We start from the raw sequence: 19,735 nt of genomic DNA on the forward strand, positions 1-19,735 counted from the left end.
TTGATTCAAATGCAGCCGACGCGCTTCACGTCTTTTGTCAGTCGGCCAGCACCGGAGCCTCGGGATGGCCGCGCAGCGTCTTCTCCGGCATCAGCATCAGCGCGACGAGCGCCATGACCAGCATCGCTGCCGCGGTGATGAAGATCATCACGAATGCCTGTGCCTCGACGGCGGTGCTGGCCGCCTGGGCGCTTTCTCCGGCAAGCGGCAGGCCGTAGCCGAGCGCGACCGCACCAAGGATGGCGACGCCAAGCGCGCTGCCTAAAGAGCGAAGGAAGGTCAGTACGCCGGTGGCGACGCCGAGATGGGCCCGATCGACGGCATTCTGAACCGACACGGTGGCAACGGGGAATGTCGTGCCGCTGCCCAAGCCGATGCACGTCGTCAGAACCTCGACGATCAGCAGGGAAACATGCCCCGCCACAAGGCTGAGTATGCCGAGGCACAGGATGGCGAAGGCCACCCCCATCATCGCGATCCGCTTGTAATGAACGAACCGGGGAATCGTGCGGCCGCTGAATGTCGCGCCCGCAACGGTGCCGAGCATGAGCCCAAGCATGGCGGTTCCCGATTCACTGGCCGAAAGCCCGAGGATGGACTGCAAATAGACTGGCAGGTAGACTGCGAGCCCGATATTGGCGGCCTGCAGCAGGAACAATGACAACGTACCGGCAAGGACGATCGGGTTGCCAAGCACTTCGAGCGAGATCAGCGGTTCGGCCGCACGCAGCAGCCGCAACGCAAACGCGCTCCAGATGACAGCCGAACAGGCGAGCAGCCCGAAGATTTCACGCGACAGCCATGGATATTCGCTGCCACCCCAGTTCAACGCCAGCAACAGCAAGGCGGTGGCCGCGACGAGCAACAACGCGCCGAGGCCATCGATGCGATGGTGCTTTGCCGCGATCGGCAGCTTTCTCAGCGGCTTGTTGATGATGGCCATGGCGATGAGACCAAGCGGCATGTTGATCCAGAAGATCAGCGACCAGTGGAGATGCTCGGCGAAGGTGCCGCCCAAAAGCGGGCCCGCGATGCTGGCGACCGCCCAGGTTCCCGCGATCCAGGCCGAGTAGCGCGCGCGCTCGCGTGGCGGCACGAGGTCACCGATCACGGTCTGCGCCAGCGCAAACAGGCCGCCGCCGCCGGCGCCCTGGATCGCGCGACCGACGATCAGGACCAGCATGTTAGGCGCCATAGCGCTAACCAGTGATCCGGCAAGGAAGATGAGGATTGCCGCGTAAATCGTTGGCCGGCGACCATAAACGTCCGATATCTTGCCATAGAGCGGCGCCATCGCTGTGGCGGTCAACAGGTAACCGGTCACGATCCAGGGCAGATATTCGGCATGGCCGAGCAGGCGCGCCATGGTCGGCATCGCAGGTGCGACGATGGTCTGGTCAAGCGCTGCCAGAAGCATCGACAGGAGTACGCCACCGATGATGGCGTTCTTTTCGCTTTCGCTGAGAGGCGAGTCGGTCTTCACCACCGTCTGCCTGTCGACAGTCTGGTCCATGTCCATTCATCCGTATGCTTGCGACTGGCCGCCATTCAGCCCTTCCGGCGTGTTGACCGCGTTAGCCGCATTGATCCTTGGAAGGTCGCCCTGGCGAACATGACATATGTCGTCCCGTATAAGCCGATTTCGACCGGTGCTCGAAAATTTTTCGAAGCTGGCACTACGCTTCAGTGCAATTGGCCTGCGCCGCCATACAACGCCTGGGCACGATTCACGTCGGCGGCAGTCTACCGTTCCCGATGCGCTCCATCCGGTAGCGCAGCAGCTTGAGGATGCGGCTTTCGAAATTGACACTTTCGACACGGTCGAACTGGACCTGGGCACGGTCATGCTTGCCCAGAACGGCCGCCGTGATTGCGGCGGCCTTGGCCTTTGCGGCGTCGCAGTTTCTTTGCGGGTAGGTGGCTTCCAGCGCCTCTTCGAGTTCGCGGCCATAGTTCTTCGCGATCTCGACGTGGCGCTCCTCATGTCGCTTGATGTCGGCCGACAAGGTGTCCCAAAACAGCCTTACATCGGCATCGGCCTTGCGTGTCCGGCGCCATTCGGGAAGGATCACCTTCACCTTGACGGTCACCACGGCATCGGTGATCCGGCAGGAGCTCGATGTCCGCGCATAGCTGATGCGGGTGGTGAAAGCCATTTGTGTGGCGCCCGGATGGCGCGTGCCCGTGCTTTTCACCTCCGGCCCGCGTTTGAAGAGCTGTGCCTCGATTTCGTCGAGCGTGCTGCCGCCGACGGCGAAGTAGCTATACGTCTTGACGAGATTGGCCGCACCCGCCGGGATCGGTGTGATGGCGAGCAGCAGCGCGCCAAGCAGGAGTTGTTTCATGCCAAGCATGGATCGTTTCATTATGTTGCCTCTTCGACCACCTTGCTTTACGGCCGTTGCCGGCGCAACGGAATTGATCCGCTGGGGATCACACATGATTGATGAACTCCATGGTTGATGAGCAATGACGGCCAGGCGGTGGCAGTTGGCGCATGGGCGCCATCTCGAGCTTGGCGGCAAGGCCGTGGTCGTCGGCATCCTCAATGTCACGCCCGACAGCTTTTCGGACGGCGGTCTGTTCGAGGCCCCCGAAAAGGCATTGACCCAGGCACGGCGCATCGTCAGGGAAGGGGCATTGGTCGTCGACATCGGCGGAGAATCGACCCGCCCCGGTGCCGCCGCCGTGTCGGCAGGCGAGGAACAGGCCCGCATCCTGCCGGTGATCGAAGCGCTGGCGAGCACCGGCGAGGTGCTGATTTCGGTCGACACCTATCGCGCCGACACCGCACGGCTTGCGGTTGCCGCCGGTGCGCATATCGTCAACGATGTCTGGGGTTTGCAGCGTGAGCCCGACATTGCGCGTGTTGCCGCCGACACCGGCGCCGGGCTTGTCATCATGCATACCGGACGAGATCGCCAGAAGTTGCCGGACGTGATTGCCGATCAATTGGCGTTCCTGCAGAAATCGCTGGAGATCGCCCGCCAGAACGGTATTTCCGACGATCATATCGTGCTCGATCCCGGATTCGGCTTCGCCAAGGAGACGGCGGAGGAAAACCTCGACCTGATGGCTCGCTTTTCCGAGTTGCATACATTGGGCTTGCCGCTGATGGCCGGTACGTCTCGAAAACGCTTCATCGGCACGGTTACCGGCCGTGATGCGGCCGACAGGGGGGTTGGAACTGCGGCGACCAGCGTCATCTTGCGGCTCAAGGGCGCCGATCTGTTTCGCGTCCATGATGTCGCATTCAACGTGGACGCGTTGGCGCTCGCAGATGCTATGCTGGCGCGTCAAACCGACCGGGCGAGAAACTGAGCGATGTATGTCATCCGCATGAAGAACTGCGCTTTCTTTGCCCGGCACGGTGTGCTGGACGAGGAGGAGAGGCTCGGCCAGCGCTTCTATGTCGATGCCGCTCTCACCGTCGATCCCGGCCGGGCGCTTGTCGAGGATTCCATTGAGGACACCGTCAACTACGGCATTGCGTTCACGGTGATCGAAAGGATCATCACCGGGCAGCGTCGCTTTCTGATCGAGTCGCTGGCGCTCGAAGTGGCCCGTGCGCTGACGGCGCGTTTTCCGCAGATCAAGAAAGCCGAAATCACGGTGCGCAAGCCGAACGCTCCGGTGCCCGGCGTGATCGATTACGTCGAGGTGACCGTTGTCTGGCCCGAATAGTACTGTCTATCTCAGCCTCGGCGGCAATCTTGGCGACCCGGCAAAATCAATGGGCGCGGCATTGCGCATGCTGGATGCCGATGCAGACACGCGTGTCACCGGCGTCTCCTCGCTTTATCGCACACCGCCCTGGGGCAAGCTCGATCAACCCGACTTTCTCAACGCGGCCGCGGCAATTTCCACCGGGCTTGCTCCGCGTGCCTTGCTCGACCTCTGCCTTGATGCAGAGCGCAAGCTGAAGCGCGTACGCGAGGAGCGCTGGGGGCCGCGGCTGATCGACATCGATATTCTGGTTTTCGGCGATCGCGTCATTCACGAGACCGGGCTGGAGGTGCCACATCCGCGCATGCTGGAGCGCGCCTTCGTGCTGGCGCCGCTGGCGGAGATCGCGCCCAGCCTGGTGGTCAGCGGTCGCAGCATCGCGGACCGGCTGGTCGCCGTCGACACCTCTGGCATCGAGCGATTGTCGTCCGGCCGCGATTGGTGGTTGGCCTGACATCCAAACGAGGTGGCAGCCGAACTTTCAGCCCGAGAATCCGCCGCCGTCCAGGAACGACTGCTCCCGCGGGGTGGTTTCGCGGCCAAGCATCCTGTTTCGGTGCGGAAAACGGCCGAAGTTCCGAATGATATCGCGGTGTTCGACGGCATAGCTGAGATAGGGTTCGGCCCGGGCCTGGGTCAGATCGACCGATATGTGCTGGTCGGCGAGCAGTTCCGAATGCTCGTACGGCAGATAGAGGAAAACGCGGACTTCTACTTCGAGCGCCAGATCATGACCGGCCGCGATCGCCTTCGCGGCAAAATATCTGGCGAGCGGGTCGGTCGCGTACATGTGGCCGGTGCCGCGAAAGCAGTTCCGCGGAAACTGGTCGAGCAGGATCATCAGCGCCAGCGAGCCTTCGGCATGCTCCAGCCAGCCGTCGCATTCACGCCGCGCTGCTGCGTAATGCAGATCGAGAAAGCGGTCGCGGAAGTCGGCATCGAAGGCCTCGTTCTTCTCGAACCACGCGTCCTCCCCGGCATCGCGCCAGAACTTGGTGACCGACAGGGCTCTGCTGTCCAATTCCATGCCTAATTCCTTGTTCAGTCGGCGGGTTCGGATTTGTGCAGCACGCCAGCCGTCTCTTCGTTGAGTGCCTGGCCAGCGCGGCGCGGCGTGGAGAGCGGGGTCGGAATCGGCGTGCCGATATTGCCTTTCAGGAAGCGCTGTCCGGCGCGGACGCCTTCAGCCAGTTGCGTCTCGAAACGGGCAGTGTCGCGGCGCCGCACGTCCTCGATCACTTCGGCAACGTCTTCGGGATCGACGCCAAGCGATTCCAACGCCGAACCGCCAAAGACCAGCGCCGACTCGAAGGTTTCACGCAGCTGGTAGTCGACGCCGGCGCGAATGAGCTGCAGCGCGGTGCCGCGGTCGAAGGCCCGCGCCAGCACCGTCAGAAGAGGAAACTCGGCCTTGACCAGCTGTGCGATGCGGACGGCGGCATCCGGCTTGTCGACGCAGATCAGTACGGCGCGCGCCCGACCGGCGCCGGCGGCATGCAGGATGTCCAGCCGGGTGCCGTCGCCATAGTAGACCTTGAAGCCGAAATCGGCCGCCGCCTGGATCATCTCGACCTCATTGTCGATGATCGAGACGTCGATGCCGCGCAGCAGCAGCGGTTGGCTGGCGATCTGCCCGAAGCGGCCGAAACCGATGATCAGCACGCTGCCGGTCAGGCCATCGGCGACATCGACGCCGTCGAGCGATTGCTCGTCGCGCGGCGTCAGATAGCGCAGCGCGATGATCGCAAGCGGTGTCAGCACCATCGAGATGATGACGATCGCCGTGAGCGTCGCGTTGGCGTTGCCGTCGATGATGCCGACGGCCGCCGCCGACGAGTAAAGGACAAAGGCGAATTCGCCGCCTTGCGCCATGAAGACCGCGCGCTCCAAGGCTTCGCGATGACCTGACTTCAGAATGCGGGCGACGACGTAGATGCCAAGCGCCTTCATCACCATGTAGGCGACGACATAGATGGCGATCAGCCGCCAGTTCGCGGCGACCACATGCAGGTCGAGTGACATGCCGACCGCGAGAAAGAACAGGCCGAGCAGGATGCCGCGGAACGGTTCGATGTCCGCTTCGAGCTGATGGCGGAAGGTCGATTCGGACAGCAGCACGCCTGCCAGGAAGGCCCCCATCGCCATCGAAAGGCCGCTGAGCTGCATGGCGAGCGCGGACCCGAGAACGACCAGAAGTGCTGCCGCCGTCATCACTTCGCGGGCACGGGCATCCGCCAGGATGCGGAAGAACGGATTGAGCAGATAGCGGCCGGCCACTACCAGGCCGACGATCGCGGCGAGGCCGATGCCGACCTCGGTCAGCCGTTCCGACAGGCTGGTGTCGGCCCCACCGGGCGCCAGGAATGCGATCAGGGCCAGCAGCGGCACAATGGCCAGATCCTCGAGCAGCAGGACCGATACGATGCGCTGGCCCTTTGGCGCCGTGATTTCGCCGCGCTCCTCGAGAAGCTGCATGACGATCGCCGTCGAGGTCAGCACGAAGCCGGCGCCGGCGACGAAGGATTGCGCGATCGGAAATCCTCCCGCCATGCCAATACCGGTCAGCAGAAGCGCGCAGACGCCGACCTGCAGGGCGCCTAGGCCGAAGATCTCGCGGCGCAGGCCCCACAGCCGTGACGGCTGCATTTCCAGCCCGATGATGAACAGGAACATCACCACGCCGAGTTCGGCAACGTGAAGAATGGCTTCCGATTCCGAAAAGACGCCGAGGCCGAATGGACCGATCACCACACCGGCGGCCAGATAGCCGAGAATCGAGCCGAGGCCCATGCGCTTGAAGATCGGAACGGCGACGACGCCGGCCGCAAGCAGCGCCACCACCTGGACCAGATCGCTGCTCGATGCCTCTACCGCCATGCCTCTTTTCCCTGTGTCTGACAGCACTCCTTGCATGCACTGGGAGCGGGAGGCAAGGGCACAAAGCTTGACAGGAAGGGTAGGGTGCCGTTGACGCGATTTCCTTGGTGGAACAACGTTCTCCGCTTGCCTGCCGGACGTTCGGCATCTATATCAGCCATATGCCTGACTATTCGTCCCGCCCGTCGTTGCCGCGCATCCCGATGGACGCGCTTAGCGAAGTTCTGCAAGACTTTCGCTTGAGTGGTGTCAACTATGGCCGCTGCGAGCTCCGGCATCCATGGAGCATAGACTTTCCGCAACAAAAGCTGCTTCGTTTCCATTTTGTCGGCCAGGGTCCATGCTGGATTCATACAGAAGCGCAAGGCTGGCAGGAGTTGCGCAATGGCGATCTGGTGCTGCTGCCGCAAGGCATCGCCCATCGGTTGGCGAGTGCGCCGGATGTTGCAGGCGACTCGCTCCAGGGTTGCCAGGTGGTCAAGTTGGGGGGCAACGTCTGCGAGGTGGTGCGGGAAGGAACGGGCGCGACGAGCACCCTTTTCTGCGGCTCCATGACCTTGGGCTCCTGTGCGCTTAACCCATTGATCTCGTTGATGCCGCCTATCATCAAGGGTTGCGACGTGGCTGGCAATGACCCGGTCGTTGGTCCTTTGCTGGCGGCCATGACGGCGGAGGCCGCACATCCGCAGATGGGCAGCGCCACCATCTTGTCGCGTATGGCGGACTTGCTGACAGCCCGGCTCATCCGCTGCTGGGTCAATTGCTCGGGAGCCTCGACCACGGGTTGGCTCGCAGCCATCCGCGATCCCCATATTGGCCGCGCGCTGGCAGCAATGCACCGAGAGCCCGGCCGTAACTGGACGCTGGAAACCCTCGCCGGCGTAGCAGGCCAATCGCGCTCGATTTTCGCCGAGCGCTTCAGCGCTGTATTGGGGGAGGGTGCTGCACGCTACCTCGCTCGCCTGCGTATGCAGCTTGCCCGCGAGTTGCTGGAGCAAAACGGCTTGTCGGTTGCCGAAGTCGCTACCCGTTTGGGCTATGATTCCGAGGCATCCTTCGCTCGCGCGTTCAAGCGCATCACCAATGTCTCGCCGGGCGTTGTGCGCCGCACAATTCCCGGACGAATAGACATGAATTTCGGATTTTGAGATACATATCATCCGGAAGGACTCGTCTATGAAGATCTCTAAACCTTGGAGATCCTTCAGTGACTGACACAACATTACAGCTTGAAGACGCCGCGATTGGCCTTGATGCCGACGCGCCGGTCGCGTGGAGCGCGGCCACCTGGTTCGCGGTCCTTTCATTGGCGGCCACCAGCTTTGCCCTTGTATCAGCCGAATTCCTGCCGGCAGGTCTGTTGACGCCAATGGCGCGTGATCTCGGCATCAGCGAGGGGACGGCTGGACAGGTCGTCACCGCCACCGCCTCCGTCGGCGCCGTGACGGCCATGTTGAGCAATGTTCTCATCGGCCGATTGAACCGCAAGACGGTGCTGGTTGGCCTCATGGCCTTGGCGGTCGGTTCCAATATTCTTGCAGCGTTGGCGCCCAATTTTTGGCTGTTGTTGCTAGGCAGGGCCGGACTGGGGATTGCTCTCAGCGCTTTCTGGGCACTTTCGGTTGCTGTCGTTGCAAGGCTGGTCGGCACCAATGCGACAGGTCGAGGCATGGCTGTCGTCACCCTCGGGGTCTCGCTCGCCACCATTGCCGCGCCCTCGATGGGTGCGTTGATCAGCGACTGGCTGGGATGGCGCAGCGCCATGGCCATGACGGCGGGGCTGGCCGTGATTGCCATGCTTTTGCAGTTGCTTAGCCTGCCGACCTTGCCTGCAGCAGCAAGCAACAGTCTTGCAGACGTATTTCGGCTGACACGGCGGCGTGGTATTCAACTCGGCATGCTTGCCATTGTCTTGCTGATGACAGGGCATTTTGCTGGCTCTGTCTATGTGCGTCCCTTCCTCGAACAGGTGACGCTCCTTGCAACCGGGCCAATTGCCCTGGCTCTGCTCGGATTTGGCATCGCCGCCGTGATTGGCAATATTGCCGGCGGCCGCATGGCCGACGCCAATATCCGCATTGCTCTCGTGGTGACCGCCGCGTTGATGGCGTTTGCGGCGCTGGCATTGGTGCTTTGGGGCGTGCACATCGGCGTTGCCTTCGGGTTCGTTACACTTTGGGGCCTCGCCTTCGGCATGGGGCCGGTGGTGCTGCCGACCAATCTGTCGCGTGCGGCGCCTGATGCGCTGGAAGCGGCGGGTAGCCTGATGGTCGTCTCTTTCCAGGTTGCCATCACGATCGGCGCGGTTGTCGGTGGTTATGTCGTGGACACCTATGGTGCCACGGCGCCCTTGACTCTGACCGCTGTCCTTGCGGCGGCGACGGCCCTGCTGGCGCTGCTACAGCCTCGCGGCTGAACCTTGCTCTAGCTGACCTAAACTAGCTGTTAAAATGAGGCGGTGACCATGGGATCGCCGCCTCTTTTGCTTTCAGCGATCGACGATTTATCAGTTCGGCGCGATGGAGCCGACTTCCACGGCGTCGACGCGCTTCAGGCTCATGCCGATCACCGGCACCAGTTGGTCGTCGACGCGCACCGCAATGGTCACCGTCATCGAATTGTCGTCGGGGATGCGGGCCTGCATGACGCCGCGCAACTGATTGCGGTTGATCGTGAAGACCACCTTGTGGGGATCGACCACGTTGCCGCCGATTATGTCGAGCCCGGAGCCGCTCGCGCCGCCCATGAAGCTGCCCTTGTAGCCCTCGCGGCCTTTACGTTCGATCTTGGCCGACATCTGCTGGGTGAACATGCCGACACGGCAGCCGCCGTCGAGCGACATGCCGACCTTGCCGTCGGGCGTTGAGCCGGTGAAGCTGCAGTTGAATTTGGTGCCCTTGTACTTGCCGGCGACGATTTCGCCGGGACCGATCCATTTGCCTTCGGCCGACTGGAAGAATTGCTTGTCCGGCTCTGCCGAGGCGGCCGCTCCGGCAATGCCGACGACTGTAGTGATCACGGTTGCCAGGGGCAGGAGGCTGGACAGAATTACACTTTTCATCGACGACACCCGGCAACAAAGAGGCTGTTTGGAACCCGTCTAACCATGAACAAGATTGGTTAATGCTTCGTCACTACGGTGCCGCCACAAAGCAGTCCGGTAACAATTCCGAAGGTCCAAACGCTCCGGCCCGGCTCACTTGCCAGGCGGGGCAGTTTCACCGCCTTTCCTGGTGGCAAACGATGTCAGCGCGGAGAGGAAATCGCCCAGTCCGGGACGCTTCGCCGCGCTGAAGGGCAGGGGGCGCGCCGTTTCCATCGCCGCGATGCCGATGCGCGCCGTCATCATGCCGTTGACGACGCCCTCGCCAAGCTTGGCCGAAAGGCGCGCCGCCAGGCCGTGGCCGACGATTTGCTGGACGAAACTGTCGCCGACCGCGATCGAGCCGGTAACCGCCAGATGCGCCAGCACGCTGCGCGCCAGGCGGAAGAAACCCAGCGTTCCCGGCCGTCCGCCATAGAGTTCCGACAGGCGGCGAATGAGCCGCCCGGCCTCGAACACGACATAGGCGACGTCGACGAGTGCGCGCGGGCTGACCGCCGTCACCAGCGAGACGCGTTTGGCGGCCTCGAGAATCATCACCTTCGCCCTGGCATCGAGGGGGCCGAGAATCTCGGCTTCGGCCAGGCGCACCAGATTGCCGCCGTCGATGATTTCGCCGCGCAGTTCGGCCAGCGCGCGCCGGCCGGCCGCAGTCTCGGGTTTGGCCGCGACAAAGGCCGACAATTCGTCGACGACCGATCGTGCTGCCTTGGGATCGTCACGCGCGATCGCATCGAGCGCCCGCTTCTGCAGTTTTTCGACCTCGGCGAGGCGGGCGATCGCCAGGAATTCGCGAATCAGGATCACCACAAGCGCCAGCACGGCGATGGCAGCCATGCCCGCGGCCAGCCAACCCAGCCATTCGGCGCGCGCGAAGAGGTCGCGTATGAGCTGGTCGGTCCACAGGCCGACGGCCAGCGAGACCAGGACGCCAAAAGCGCCGAAGAAGATGCTGCCGAGCAGTGAGCGTTTTCTGGGGGCGATCGCTGGCGGCGGCTCTGCGGCGATGATGTCGGGCTCGTCGAAGACATCGACTTCCGCCGGTATGATCATCGCGACATCGGTTTTCATCGCGCGGGGTTTGCGCTGGGTGTCGGTCTGGGCACGAGTTTCGGCCTGGGCGTTGCGCGCCTCTGGCGCCGCTTGTCTCGATGTGGCTTCCGGCTCGATGCGGAATGCTGCCGGCTTGCGGGGCGCGGTCATGCCAGATGATCTCCGATCAGGAACTGCAAGGCACGGTCGAGCCTGATATGCGGCAGCGACAGCGTGACACCTTCGGCCGTGCGTTCGAGCTTTGGTGGACGGAAACGGACGAAGCGGATTGCCGGGTCCGCAGGGTCCTGCTTGTGATCGGGGCCCGAAACATCGAACACCGCATCAATTTTCTCCGGTAAGTCACCAGGAAATATGGCTGTTTCCGTCTTTCCATCAAAGGTTTCGCCATTGATCCTCTCGTCGGCGATCGGCGTGCCGATGATGACCGGCAACGTCTCTCGACCTTGCTTGACCGTGCCTTCGCGTGTCGCGCGCATCGCGGCCATGGCGACGACATCGACATCGGCGCCGGTGAAATTCGCGCGCGCCACGGCGCGGTCGGCAAGCCGCCGCACGATCGCCTGCAGGCGGTCATGGCTTTCGTGGTGCAGGTGATCGGCCTTCGTCGCGGCAACCAATATGCGGTCGATGCGCCGCGAGAACAGGTCGGTGAGGAAGCTGCCCCGGCCGGGACGGAAACAGCTGAGAATCTCGGTCACCGCGCGCTCCAGGTCGGCCATGGCGCCGGGACCGGCGTTCAGCGCCTGCAAGGCGTCGATCAGCACGATCTGGCGATCGAGGCGGGTGATGTGTTCGCGGAAGAACGGTTTGACGACATGCGTCTTGTAGGCCTCGTAACGCCTGTCCATCATGGCGTGCAGCGACCCGGGTCGCGGACGCTTGTCGCCAATCCCTGCCAGGGGCGCGAAGGTTAGTGCCGGCGAGCCTTCGAGATCGCCGGGCATCAGGAAACGGCCGGGCGGCAAGGTCGAAAGCGCCCGTTCGTCGAGCTTGCACGCTTTCAGATAAGCGGCGAAGCTCTCAGCCAGGCGGCGCGCCGCCATCTCGTCGGCATCGGCATTCGGATCGATCTCCGCCGACAGCGCCCGCCAGGCCCGCGACAGGTCCTCGCGCACAGGCAGGACGGCCATTTCGAAGGCTTCGTGCGAAAAATCGGCGAAGGATTTGCCCAGCAGCGGCAGATCGAGCAACCATTCGCCGGGATAGTCGACGATGTCGATCGACAGTCTGCCGGAGGAGAACAAACGGCTCCAGCCGGAGGCCGATTCATATTCGATGGTCAGCCGCAGTTCCGAAATGGCGCGCGTGGAATCGGGCCAGGCGCGGTCGTTGAGCAGGGCGGCAATGTGATCCTCGTACTGGAAGCGCGGCACCGCGTCGTCCGGCTGCTGCTCGAGGAAGGCGCGAGCGATACGTCCTGATTTTTGCGCGGCAAACAGCGGCAGGCGCCCGCCATGGATCAAATTGTGGACAAGGGCCGATATGAACACGGTCTTGCCCGCGCGGGATAATCCGGTCACGCCGAGGCGCAGCGATGGAGAAAAAAGCCCGGTGGCGCGTCCCGACAGCGTGTCGAGGGCAATCCTCGCCTCGTCGGTGAAGGTAGTCAGCGATGATGCCAAAATGTGATCTCTCGGGCTTGCCTATGTCCGATATAGGCTCTGCAAACAGGCTTTGAAATGGCTCAGAGATCGGCAGGCGTCAGGAACGCTTCGAGATAGCCGGTGCCCTGGGCGGCCTTGGCAAGATCGCCGTCAAAGCGGAGGACCGCCAGGCCCGAGGTCGGGAACCCGCGGTTGAGCGTTGCCCGCGCCGTCTCGTCGCCGTCGCCCGAAATAGCCATGGCGAGATCCTCCGTCATCGGGTTGTGCCCGATGACCAGCAACGAACCCGATCCGCCATTGTCGCGGATGAGATGGAGGTAACCGGTGGCGTCCGCGCTATAGAGCGTGTCGAAGAACAGGACCCGGCCGGTGTCGGTCTGGCCGGCCAGGCCTTCCAGCGTCTCCTTGGCGCGTTTGGCGTTGGAGCATAGTGTCAGGTCCGGAACATAGAAGCGGGTGCGCATGGCTGCGCCGATTGTTTCTGCGTCGTTGCGGCCCGATGCATCGAGCGGGCGGTCGAAATCGCGCATGCCGGGCAGTGCCCAGCCAGCCTTCGCATGTCGCAACAGATACAGCCTGCTCACCCAACCTCCGAATGCCGAAGCCTTTCCAGGATTAGCCACGAGAACGGCATTGCGCACAATGGCCCGTGATCATCGACTACGGCGAATCACCATGCTGCGGCGCAGCAAGAGGCGGTTGTGCCTGGGCCGAAAAACACCGGCGATGTTGCGAAAGCATGTTTCACCGGATCCAAAGTGTCACAGCGAAGTTGGTGTCAAAACGACCGTACGCCCCTGCAATGGCGCGCGACGGCGCGCATTAACAATTGCGTGAGACAGCGGCCGATTGCGCTTGTGCAGGCCTCGGACGGCGAATATATAGGCGCCAAATTTGGGGCAGTTTGGGTGAGTCGAATGAACGACATCGTTACCGCCGATTACATACCCTCCGAAGACGAGCCGTTCATGAACGAGCGGCAGAAATCCTACTTCCGCCTGAAGCTCGTCACCTGGAAAAACGACATATTGCGCGAAGCGCGCGAAACACTGGAAATCCTGCAACAAGAAAACGCCAACCACCCCGATCTAGCCGATCGCGCCTCTTCGGAAACGGACCGCGCCATCGAACTCAGGGCCCGCGATCGTCAGCGCAAGCTCATTGCAAAGATCGATTCCGCCCTGCAGCGCATCGACGAAGGCACTTATGGCTATTGCGAAGAGACCGGCGAGCCGATCGCGCTGAAGCGGCTCGATGCACGTCCGATCGCCACATTGTCGATCGAAGCGCAGGAGCGGCATGAGCGCCGCGAAAAAGTCTACCGCGACGACTGAGGGTCAAGCCGGCGGCACACGAGCAGCCGTCATGATTGACGTTGATTTTGAAATGGCCGGTTTTCCGGCCATTTTTGTTGGCACGTTCAAGGCGGACGAAATCTACAAACATTGAAGCGTGCCCCTGACGCATGATCCTCCGAAAGGGGTCCCGCAGTCGAACCGGCTACGAGTTTCGCGCGGGATGGCTACTCAGCGGCCGCTCATCGCTTCTGGCTGGAGAGTTCGCCGAGGAGCTTGGTCATTTCATCGTCGAGCGACTGCGGTTCCTTCGTCGCCGGTTTGCTCGCCGGGGCGCCCGACCGGGGCTGGTCGAGCGATACTTCGAGTTCCCTCATTAGCGTGTCGTCGATGCTGTCCTGCGCAGGTGGGGGCGGCGGTGTGTGCCGGACGACATCGGCAGGCGCGGATCCGTAGGCGGGCAGCGGCGTGATATTGGTCGGCTGGTAGCTTTGCGCCCCCGGCCTTGGCGCAGGTGCCGGTGCCGGTACTGTTTGGCGTGGGCGGGCCGGCGGCACCGCATTGACCGGCTGCGGAGAGGGTGCCTGTCTCGCCGGCGGTGGAGCGGGTTGCGGCGGACGCGGCCTTGCCGCCGGGCCCGCGGCGGCCGGGACCGGCTGCAAGCCACTGTCCCCGGTCAAGGCCGGACGGCGCGGCGCCGAAAGACGGATATCACGCTCGACGACGAGGTCGGTCGGGCCGCCGATCAAAAGCAGATGCTCGATGTCATCGCGGCGCACCAGCACCAGCCGGCGATGGCTGTCAACGGCAGTGGCGTCCATGACGGCCAGCCGTGTCTTGCGGTTCCGGCCGCCGGCAACGAAGGTCCCGAACGTCAGGTTACGCACCAGCTTGACGATGACGAGAACGATGACCAGCAGGACAAGTGCTGCAAACGTCCACAACAATGCTGCGGCATAACCGGGGCCCGCCACGCTATCCAGCCATTGCATCGGTTTCCCCTGATTGCCCTTGGAAGAGACCTGACACTAGACCGTTGCGGCGGGCCACCGCAAGTTACGTTTCACGCTGGTGAACAGCTTGAAAACTCCAAGGGCCGGAAGACATCATTTTTATCGGACATTTGCCGGCCAGGCCTTTTCGGGACTAGGAGAATGTGATTCAACCCGCTAGGGGCGGGTGGTCGGAACACCGGAATTCACGAGCAGGGGGCACATGGCCAAGGAAGCGCGCGGCGATTTCTATCCGGTACCGATCGTCGACCAGAATACGCGACCAGGCGCGGTCACCCGGCTCATCATTTTCATCGTCGTTCTGACGGGGGCGGCGATCGTCTTCGGCCTTTTCCGCGAGCGCCTCGGCGATCCTTTTCTGCTCGGTATGCTCGGCGTGCTGGCGATGATCGGCGTCGGCTTCCTGTTTGCCACCGCGATCGGCTTCGTGCAGGTGACACCGCGCTCGACAGGCGATGAACTGTCGAAATCCTTCGTCGATTCGATGTCGCAGGGCCTTCTTGTCACAGACACCAAGGGTCGTGTCGTCTATGCCAACCGCGCCTATGCCGATATGACCGGAGCGTCGTCGGCGGCCGACCTGAAGACGGTCGAGGGGTTGCTCTCGGATGTCCCTGAAGCTTCGGTGACGATTTATCGCCTGGCGTCCGGCCTGCGCGACGGCCAGCCGGGCGACGGCGAGTTTCGGCTCGCGCAATCCATTCGGCCCGGAGCCGAGCCGGGCGCCCGCTGGTACCGGGCGCGCGCCCGCACCTTCAGTGTTCCAGGCCAGCGGCTGCCGATGCTGGCCTGGCAGCTTGCCGACATCTCGCAGGAACGGGCGGAGCAGGAGCGGTTCTTTCTCGATTTGCAGCAGGCGATCGATCATCTCGACCACGCGCCGGCCGGCTTCTTTTCTGCCGACCAGGAGGGTCGCGTCACCTACATCAACGCCACGCTGGCCGAATGGCTGGGCATCGACCTCACCAGCTTCACGCCCGGTGCGGTCTCTTTGGCCGAGATCGTGGCCGGCGACGGCATGGCGCTGGTCCGTTCGGTCAAGGCCGATCCCGGCACAACGCGCAACGCGGTCATCGATCTCGACTTGACGACGATGACGGGCGAGGCGCTGCCGGTGCGCTTCATGCATCGCGTTTCGGCCAGCCGCGAAGGCCTCAACGGGCCGACACGCACGATCGTGCTCAACCGTACGCAAGGCGAGGACTCGTCTGCCGATTTGCGGGCCTCGGAAGTGCGCTTCACCCGATTCTTCAACTCGACGCCGATGGCGATAGCCGGCGTTGATCACAACGGGCGCATCCTGCGCACCAATGCGCCTTTCCTGTCGCTGTTCTCGACCGTCGTCGATCGCGACGCCGTCGATCGCCGTGTGCGGCTCGACACGGTGATCCATGAACGCGACCGGCCGGCCTTCGCGGCTGCTTTCGAAAAGGCGCAGCAGCGGCAGGCGGACATCGAGCCGATCGACACGCTTCTGCCCGGCAATGACGAGCGGCACATTCGTTTCTACGTCAACGCTGTCGCCGATGGGACCGGCGGCGAGGGCGCCGAGGAGTCGGCCATCGTCTATGCCGTCGAAACGACGGAGCAGAAGGCACTCGAAGGGCAGATGGCGCAAAGCCAGAAGATGCAGGCGGTGGGCCAGCTTGCCGGCGGCATCGCGCATGATTTCAACAATGTGCTGACCGCCATCATCATGGCATCCGACCTTTTGTTGACCAACCACCGTCCGTCGGACCCGTCCTTCCCCGACATCATGAACATCAAGCAGAATGCCAACCGGGCGGCCTCGCTGGTGCGGCAGTTGCTGGCCTTCTCGCGCAAGCAGACATTGCGGCCGGAAGTGCTCAACCTGACCGACGTGCTCGCCGACCTCAGGATGCTGCTGGCCCGCCTGGTCGGCAACGACATCAAGCTGAAGGTCGACCATGGCCGCGACCTGTGGCCGGTCAAGGTCGATATCGGGCAGTTCGAGCAGGTGGTGGTCAACCTTGCCGTCAACGCGCGCGACGCAATGCCGGCGGGTGGTGATCTCACCGTGCGCACCCGCAACGTGACTGCCGAGGAGTGCAAGGCCTTTTCCTACCGCGAACTCACCCCGGCAGACTATGTCGTGGTCGAAGTCGAGGACACCGGCAGCGGCATCGCGCCCGACGTGCTGAAGAAGATCTTCGAGCCCTTCTTCACCACCAAGGAAGTCGGCAAGGGCACCGGCCTTGGCCTGTCGATGGTCTACGGCATCATCAAGCAGACCGGCGGCTTCATCTACTGCGATTCCGAGGTCGGCAAAGGGTCGACTTTCCGCATTTTCCTGCCGCGTCATGTTGCGGAACTGAAAAAGGCGGGCGACCCCGACGATGTACCGGCAGCACCGGCGAAGATCGCCGATGCGGCCAAGGATCTATCGGGCTCGGCCACTGTGCTGCTCGTCGAAGACGAGGATGCCGTGCGAATGGGCGGCATGCGGGCGCTGACCTCGCGCGGCTACACCGTGCATGAGGCGTCTTCGGGGGTCGAGGCGCTGGAAGTATTCGAGGCGCTGGGCGGCAAGGTCGACATCGTCGTTTCCGACGTGGTGATGCCGGAAATGGATGGACCGACGCTGCTTGGCGAACTGCGCAAGCGCCAGCCAGACATCAAGTTTGTCTTCGTGTCTGGTTATGCTGAGGACGCATTCGCCAGAAACCTGCCGGCCGACGCGCATTTCGGCTTCCTGCCAAAGCCGTTTTCGCTCAAGCAATTGGCGACGATCGTCAAGGACATGCTGGAGTCTTAGAACTTCCCTATGTTCTTGCCTGTGCGCAACACGGCTCTCTGCGCGGAACCAACAGGGTTCCGCGCTTATTGGCATCTCAGTTCTTCGTGCAGGTCGAGGCGGTGAAGGCGCCGTCGGGCTGCTTCATGATGATGTCGAAGGAGGGTGCGCCCTGGCCGTCCAGCGTTGCCTGGGTCAGCGACAGCGAGTTGCCGCCGGCGGTATAGCCGCCCAACGGCCCGAGCCAGGAGATCACGCCGTTTGCATCCATTTGATAGTTGTAACCCTGCCGCGCGGTCCCGAAGGTGCCGAGGCCAGTGTAGACTGGGCCACTGTATACAGTCCCCTTGATTGTGATGTCGCCTAGGTTGAGGAACATGCCAAGCAGGTACACTTCGCAGTGATAGGTGCCGTCTGGGAGCTTGCCGTCGCTGAAGTCGGCTCGCGCGGCTCCGCCTGCTGCCGCCAGAATCAATATGCCGATAAAAATGCGTGAAATGCCTGAAACCATGACGTCGCTCGTTTGCGGAGCGAGCTTGCCCTATTTTTGCACGGCGCCGCAACATCGGTCGTTTGCGATACCTCTATGAAGATCAAAATCTAGGCAATTGGGAACATTGAGCGAAAATTGGGCAGATAGTCGCGGGTCTGCGCAAATTTCTCTCAATCAATTTTGAGCGGCTCTCTTTTTCTTTGTAAGCCTAAAATCCCAACGCGCTGGCAATGCTCGATTTTTCGTCCCCATCGGCGCCGCCACAGCGATTGGCATGGGGGTTGCTTTGTAGTGTTGCGGTGCAATCAACCAGCTTGGGAGTCTGTAATATGAGGGGTAATTTCTCGACAATAACAAAAATGTTTTCGGCGAGCGTGGTTGCCGCCGGCCTGTTGATCTCCGCGCCTGCCAAGGCGGCTGACGACACCATCAAGGTCGGCATTCTCCATTCGCTGTCGGGGACCATGGCGATTTCGGAGACGACGCTGAAGGACGCCATGCTGATGCTCATCGACGAGCAGAACGCCAAGGGTGGCCTGCTCGGCAAGAAGCTGGAGGCGGTCGTTGTCGATCCTGCTTCCAACTGGCCGCTGTTCGCCGAAAAGGCACGCGAGCTGATTTCGAAGGATAAGGTCGCGGCGGTGTTCGGTTGCTGGACCTCGGTGTCGCGCAAATCGGTGCTGCCGGTGTTCTCCGAACTCGACAACATCCTGTTCTACCCCGTCCAGTATGAGGGCGAGGAAAGCGAGCGCAACGTGTTCTACACGGGTGCGGCGCCAAACCAGCAGGCCATTCCGGCGGTCGACTATCTGATGAGCGAGGACGGCGGTTCGGTGAAGCGCTGGGTGCTCGAAGGCACCGACTACGTCTATCCGCGCACCACCAACAAGATCCTCGAAGCCTATCTGAAGGCCAAGGGCGTCGCAGCGGAAGACATCATGGTCAACTACACGCCATTCGGCTTCTCCGACTGGCAGACCGAGGTTTCCGCGATCAAGAAGTTCGGATCGGCCGGCAAGAAGACCGCCGTCGTCTCGACCGTCAACGGCGATGCCAACGTGCCGTTCTACAAGGAACTCGGCAACCAGGGCGTCAAGGCCGAAGACATCCCGGTCATGGCCTTCTCGGTCGGCGAGGAAGAGCTTGCCGGTCTCGACACCGCGCCGCTGGTCGGCCATCTCGCCGCCTGGAACTATTTTGAAAGCATCGACACGCCTGAGAACAAGAAGTTCATCGCCGACTGGCACAAGTTCATCAAGAACGACAAGCGCACCACCAACGACCCGATGGAGGCCCATTACATCGGCTTCAACATGTGGGTGAAGGCGGTCGAGAAGGCCGGCACCACCGATCCGGACAAGGTCATCGACGCCATGGTTGGCGTTTCGGTGCCGAACCTGACTGGCGGCTATTCGACGATGATGCCGAACCACCACATCACCAAGCCGGTGCTGATCGGTGAAATCCAGGCCGACGGCCAGTTCGAAACCGTCTCCCGCACGCCAGGCTTGGTGATGGGCGACGAATGGTCCGACTATTTGCCTGATTCCAAGGACCTGATCTCCGATTGGCGCGCGCCTCTGTCCTGCGGCAACTTCAACGTTGCCACCGGGAAGTGCGGCGGCAAAGGAACGAACTGATCCTCCCCGGGCTGGACCGTAGGTCCATGACCCGGGCTGATCTAGTCAGACCGCGCGCGTGCCGGCCGCGGGGGACCCCCGCCCGGCGCCCCAATAAAAACACCAAAGGGGGAAAACCGGTGGCTTATTAAAAAAAGAAGCAGCACGCCAGAATAAGGGGGTAGAAGGGGGGG

General features: G+C 62.5%; 19 protein-coding genes. 9 read left to right on the forward strand and 10 right to left on the reverse strand.

Annotation, left to right across the window (positions count from 1 at the left end; translation table 11 throughout):
- Nucleotides 1–37 precede the first annotated feature (37 nt).
- Together NKJ01_RS29865 and NKJ01_RS29870 are read right to left on the reverse strand one after the other, a co-directional pair.
- Entirely contained in the window at nt 38–1,513 is a 1,476-nt protein-coding gene (locus NKJ01_RS29865) for an MDR family MFS transporter (protein WP_031261377.1), read from the reverse strand.
- 214 nt (nt 1,514–1,727) lie between these two features.
- Nucleotides 1,728–2,366, reverse strand: coding sequence for a DUF922 domain-containing Zn-dependent protease (locus NKJ01_RS29870; protein ID WP_352733653.1), 639 nt, complete (start codon nt 2,364–2,366; stop codon nt 1,728–1,730).
- Nucleotides 2,367–2,469: 103 nt separating this feature from the next.
- Here NKJ01_RS29870 and folP point away from each other — a divergent pair, with 103 nt between their 5' ends.
- From folP to folK, 3 genes are read left to right on the forward strand one after another with little or no spacing between them, the layout of a single operon-like run.
- On the forward strand, nt 2,470–3,321 hold the full coding sequence (gene folP / locus NKJ01_RS29875; RefSeq protein WP_352733655.1) for a dihydropteroate synthase: 852 nt from the start codon (nt 2,470–2,472) through the stop codon (nt 3,319–3,321).
- A 3-nt stretch (nt 3,322–3,324) separates the two neighbouring features.
- On the forward strand, nt 3,325–3,684 hold the full coding sequence (folB, locus tag NKJ01_RS29880; protein ID WP_023762922.1) for a dihydroneopterin aldolase: 360 nt from the start codon (nt 3,325–3,327) through the stop codon (nt 3,682–3,684).
- Nucleotides 3,668–4,180 carry a 2-amino-4-hydroxy-6-hydroxymethyldihydropteridine diphosphokinase gene (gene folK / locus NKJ01_RS29885; protein WP_352733657.1) on the forward strand — a complete coding sequence of 171 codons (513 nt, stop codon included), beginning with the start codon at nt 3,668–3,670 and terminating at the stop codon, nt 4,178–4,180. The genes folB and folK overlap by 17 nt, the downstream gene beginning before the upstream one ends.
- A 27-nt stretch (nt 4,181–4,207) precedes the next feature.
- On the opposite strand, the gene NKJ01_RS29890 is transcribed toward folK, so the two are convergent.
- Together NKJ01_RS29890 and NKJ01_RS29895 are read right to left on the reverse strand one after the other, a co-directional pair.
- The gene (locus tag NKJ01_RS29890) at nt 4,208–4,753 is read right to left on the reverse strand and encodes a DUF924 family protein (protein ID WP_023762924.1); all 546 of its coding nucleotides are present in this window, start codon (nt 4,751–4,753) and stop codon (nt 4,208–4,210) included.
- A gap of 14 nt (nt 4,754–4,767) precedes the next feature.
- Nucleotides 4,768–6,603 carry a monovalent cation:proton antiporter-2 (CPA2) family protein gene (locus NKJ01_RS29895; RefSeq protein WP_352733659.1) on the reverse strand — a complete coding sequence of 612 codons (1,836 nt, stop codon included), beginning with the start codon at nt 6,601–6,603 and terminating at the stop codon, nt 4,768–4,770.
- A 161-nt stretch (nt 6,604–6,764) separates the two neighbouring features.
- On the opposite strand from NKJ01_RS29895, the gene NKJ01_RS29900 reads away from it, so the two are divergent.
- Both NKJ01_RS29900 and NKJ01_RS29905 read left to right on the forward strand, forming a co-directional pair.
- The gene (locus tag NKJ01_RS29900; RefSeq protein WP_352733679.1) at nt 6,765–7,751 is read left to right on the forward strand and encodes an AraC family transcriptional regulator; all 987 of its coding nucleotides are present in this window, start codon (nt 6,765–6,767) and stop codon (nt 7,749–7,751) included.
- A 59-nt stretch (nt 7,752–7,810) separates the two neighbouring features.
- Nucleotides 7,811–9,019, forward strand: a complete 1,209-nt coding sequence (locus NKJ01_RS29905; RefSeq protein WP_352733661.1) for an MFS transporter — start codon at nt 7,811–7,813, stop codon at nt 9,017–9,019.
- Nucleotides 9,020–9,109: 90 nt separating this feature from the next.
- On the opposite strand, the gene NKJ01_RS29910 is transcribed toward NKJ01_RS29905, so the two are convergent.
- From NKJ01_RS29910 to NKJ01_RS29925, 4 genes are all read right to left on the reverse strand, one after another.
- The gene (locus NKJ01_RS29910) at nt 9,110–9,664 is read right to left on the reverse strand and encodes a hypothetical protein (RefSeq protein ID WP_352485676.1); all 555 of its coding nucleotides are present in this window, start codon (nt 9,662–9,664) and stop codon (nt 9,110–9,112) included.
- 135 nt (nt 9,665–9,799) lie between these two features.
- Nucleotides 9,800–10,909, reverse strand: a complete 1,110-nt coding sequence (locus NKJ01_RS29915) for a YcjF family protein (protein WP_352733663.1) — start codon at nt 10,907–10,909, stop codon at nt 9,800–9,802.
- Entirely contained in the window at nt 10,906–12,384 is a 1,479-nt protein-coding gene (locus tag NKJ01_RS29920; protein ID WP_352733665.1) for a YcjX family GTP-binding protein, read from the reverse strand. The genes NKJ01_RS29915 and NKJ01_RS29920 overlap by 4 nt, the downstream gene beginning before the upstream one ends.
- Nucleotides 12,385–12,446: 62 nt before the next feature.
- Nucleotides 12,447–12,950, reverse strand: coding sequence for a SixA phosphatase family protein (locus NKJ01_RS29925; RefSeq protein WP_352733667.1), 504 nt, complete (start codon nt 12,948–12,950; stop codon nt 12,447–12,449).
- A gap of 333 nt (nt 12,951–13,283) precedes the next feature.
- Here NKJ01_RS29925 and dksA point away from each other — a divergent pair, with 333 nt between their 5' ends.
- Nucleotides 13,284–13,700, forward strand: coding sequence for an RNA polymerase-binding protein DksA (dksA, locus tag NKJ01_RS29930; RefSeq protein WP_352733669.1), 417 nt, complete (start codon nt 13,284–13,286; stop codon nt 13,698–13,700).
- Nucleotides 13,666–13,815, forward strand: a complete 150-nt coding sequence (locus NKJ01_RS29935; protein ID WP_352733671.1) for a hypothetical protein — start codon at nt 13,666–13,668, stop codon at nt 13,813–13,815. The genes dksA and NKJ01_RS29935 overlap by 35 nt, the downstream gene beginning before the upstream one ends.
- Before the next feature lie 88 nt (nt 13,816–13,903).
- On the opposite strand, the gene NKJ01_RS29940 is transcribed toward NKJ01_RS29935, so the two are convergent.
- Nucleotides 13,904–14,653, reverse strand: coding sequence for a hypothetical protein (locus NKJ01_RS29940; RefSeq protein WP_352733673.1), 750 nt, complete (start codon nt 14,651–14,653; stop codon nt 13,904–13,906).
- A gap of 223 nt (nt 14,654–14,876) precedes the next feature.
- Here NKJ01_RS29940 and cckA point away from each other — a divergent pair, with 223 nt between their 5' ends.
- Nucleotides 14,877–17,450, forward strand: coding sequence for a cell cycle histidine kinase CckA (gene cckA, locus NKJ01_RS29945; RefSeq protein ID WP_352733675.1), 2,574 nt, complete (start codon nt 14,877–14,879; stop codon nt 17,448–17,450).
- Between the two features lie 76 nt (nt 17,451–17,526).
- Here the strand turns inward: cckA and NKJ01_RS29950 are convergent, their stop codons facing one another.
- Nucleotides 17,527–17,940: a hypothetical protein gene (locus NKJ01_RS29950; protein ID WP_352733677.1), complete on the reverse strand. Its 414-nt coding sequence runs from the start codon at nt 17,938–17,940 to the stop codon at nt 17,527–17,529.
- Nucleotides 17,941–18,281: 341 nt separating this feature from the next.
- Between NKJ01_RS29950 and urtA the strand changes: the two genes are divergently transcribed.
- Entirely contained in the window at nt 18,282–19,562 is a 1,281-nt protein-coding gene (gene urtA, locus NKJ01_RS29955) for an urea ABC transporter substrate-binding protein (RefSeq protein WP_245266607.1), read from the forward strand.
- The last annotated feature ends 173 nt before the right edge of the window (nt 19,563–19,735 follow it).

Origin of the sequence: Mesorhizobium sp. M0276 (genome assembly GCF_040321755.1) — a bacterium.
GTDB lineage: Bacteria > Pseudomonadota > Alphaproteobacteria > Rhizobiales > Rhizobiaceae > Mesorhizobium.

Excerpts from the sequence above, each read along its gene's own strand:
- NKJ01_RS29865 (WP_031261377.1), bottom strand. The coding sequence starts at position 1,513 with ATGGACCAGACTGTCGACAGGCAGACGGTGGTGAAGACCGACTCGCCT.
- NKJ01_RS29870 (WP_352733653.1), bottom strand. The coding sequence starts at position 2,366 with ATGAAACGATCCATGCTTGGCATGAAACAACTCCTGCTTGGCGCGCTG.
- folP (WP_352733655.1), top strand. The coding sequence starts at position 2,470 with ATGACGGCCAGGCGGTGGCAGTTGGCGCATGGGCGCCATCTCGAGCTT.
- folB (WP_023762922.1), top strand. The coding sequence starts at position 3,325 with ATGTATGTCATCCGCATGAAGAACTGCGCTTTCTTTGCCCGGCACGGT.
- NKJ01_RS29890 (WP_023762924.1), bottom strand. The coding sequence starts at position 4,753 with ATGGAATTGGACAGCAGAGCCCTGTCGGTCACCAAGTTCTGGCGCGAT.
- NKJ01_RS29895 (WP_352733659.1), bottom strand. The coding sequence starts at position 6,603 with ATGGCGGTAGAGGCATCGAGCAGCGATCTGGTCCAGGTGGTGGCGCTG.
- NKJ01_RS29900 (WP_352733679.1), top strand. The coding sequence starts at position 6,765 with ATGCCTGACTATTCGTCCCGCCCGTCGTTGCCGCGCATCCCGATGGAC.
- NKJ01_RS29910 (WP_352485676.1), bottom strand. The coding sequence starts at position 9,664 with ATGAAAAGTGTAATTCTGTCCAGCCTCCTGCCCCTGGCAACCGTGATC.
- NKJ01_RS29915 (WP_352733663.1), bottom strand. The coding sequence starts at position 10,909 with ATGACCGCGCCCCGCAAGCCGGCAGCATTCCGCATCGAGCCGGAAGCC.
- dksA (WP_352733669.1), top strand. The coding sequence starts at position 13,284 with ATGAACGACATCGTTACCGCCGATTACATACCCTCCGAAGACGAGCCG.
- NKJ01_RS29935 (WP_352733671.1), top strand. The coding sequence starts at position 13,666 with ATGAGCGCCGCGAAAAAGTCTACCGCGACGACTGAGGGTCAAGCCGGC.
- NKJ01_RS29940 (WP_352733673.1), bottom strand. The coding sequence starts at position 14,653 with ATGCAATGGCTGGATAGCGTGGCGGGCCCCGGTTATGCCGCAGCATTG.
- cckA (WP_352733675.1), top strand. The coding sequence starts at position 14,877 with ATGGCCAAGGAAGCGCGCGGCGATTTCTATCCGGTACCGATCGTCGAC.
- NKJ01_RS29950 (WP_352733677.1), bottom strand. The coding sequence starts at position 17,940 with ATGGTTTCAGGCATTTCACGCATTTTTATCGGCATATTGATTCTGGCG.
- urtA (WP_245266607.1), top strand. The coding sequence starts at position 18,282 with ATGTTTTCGGCGAGCGTGGTTGCCGCCGGCCTGTTGATCTCCGCGCCT.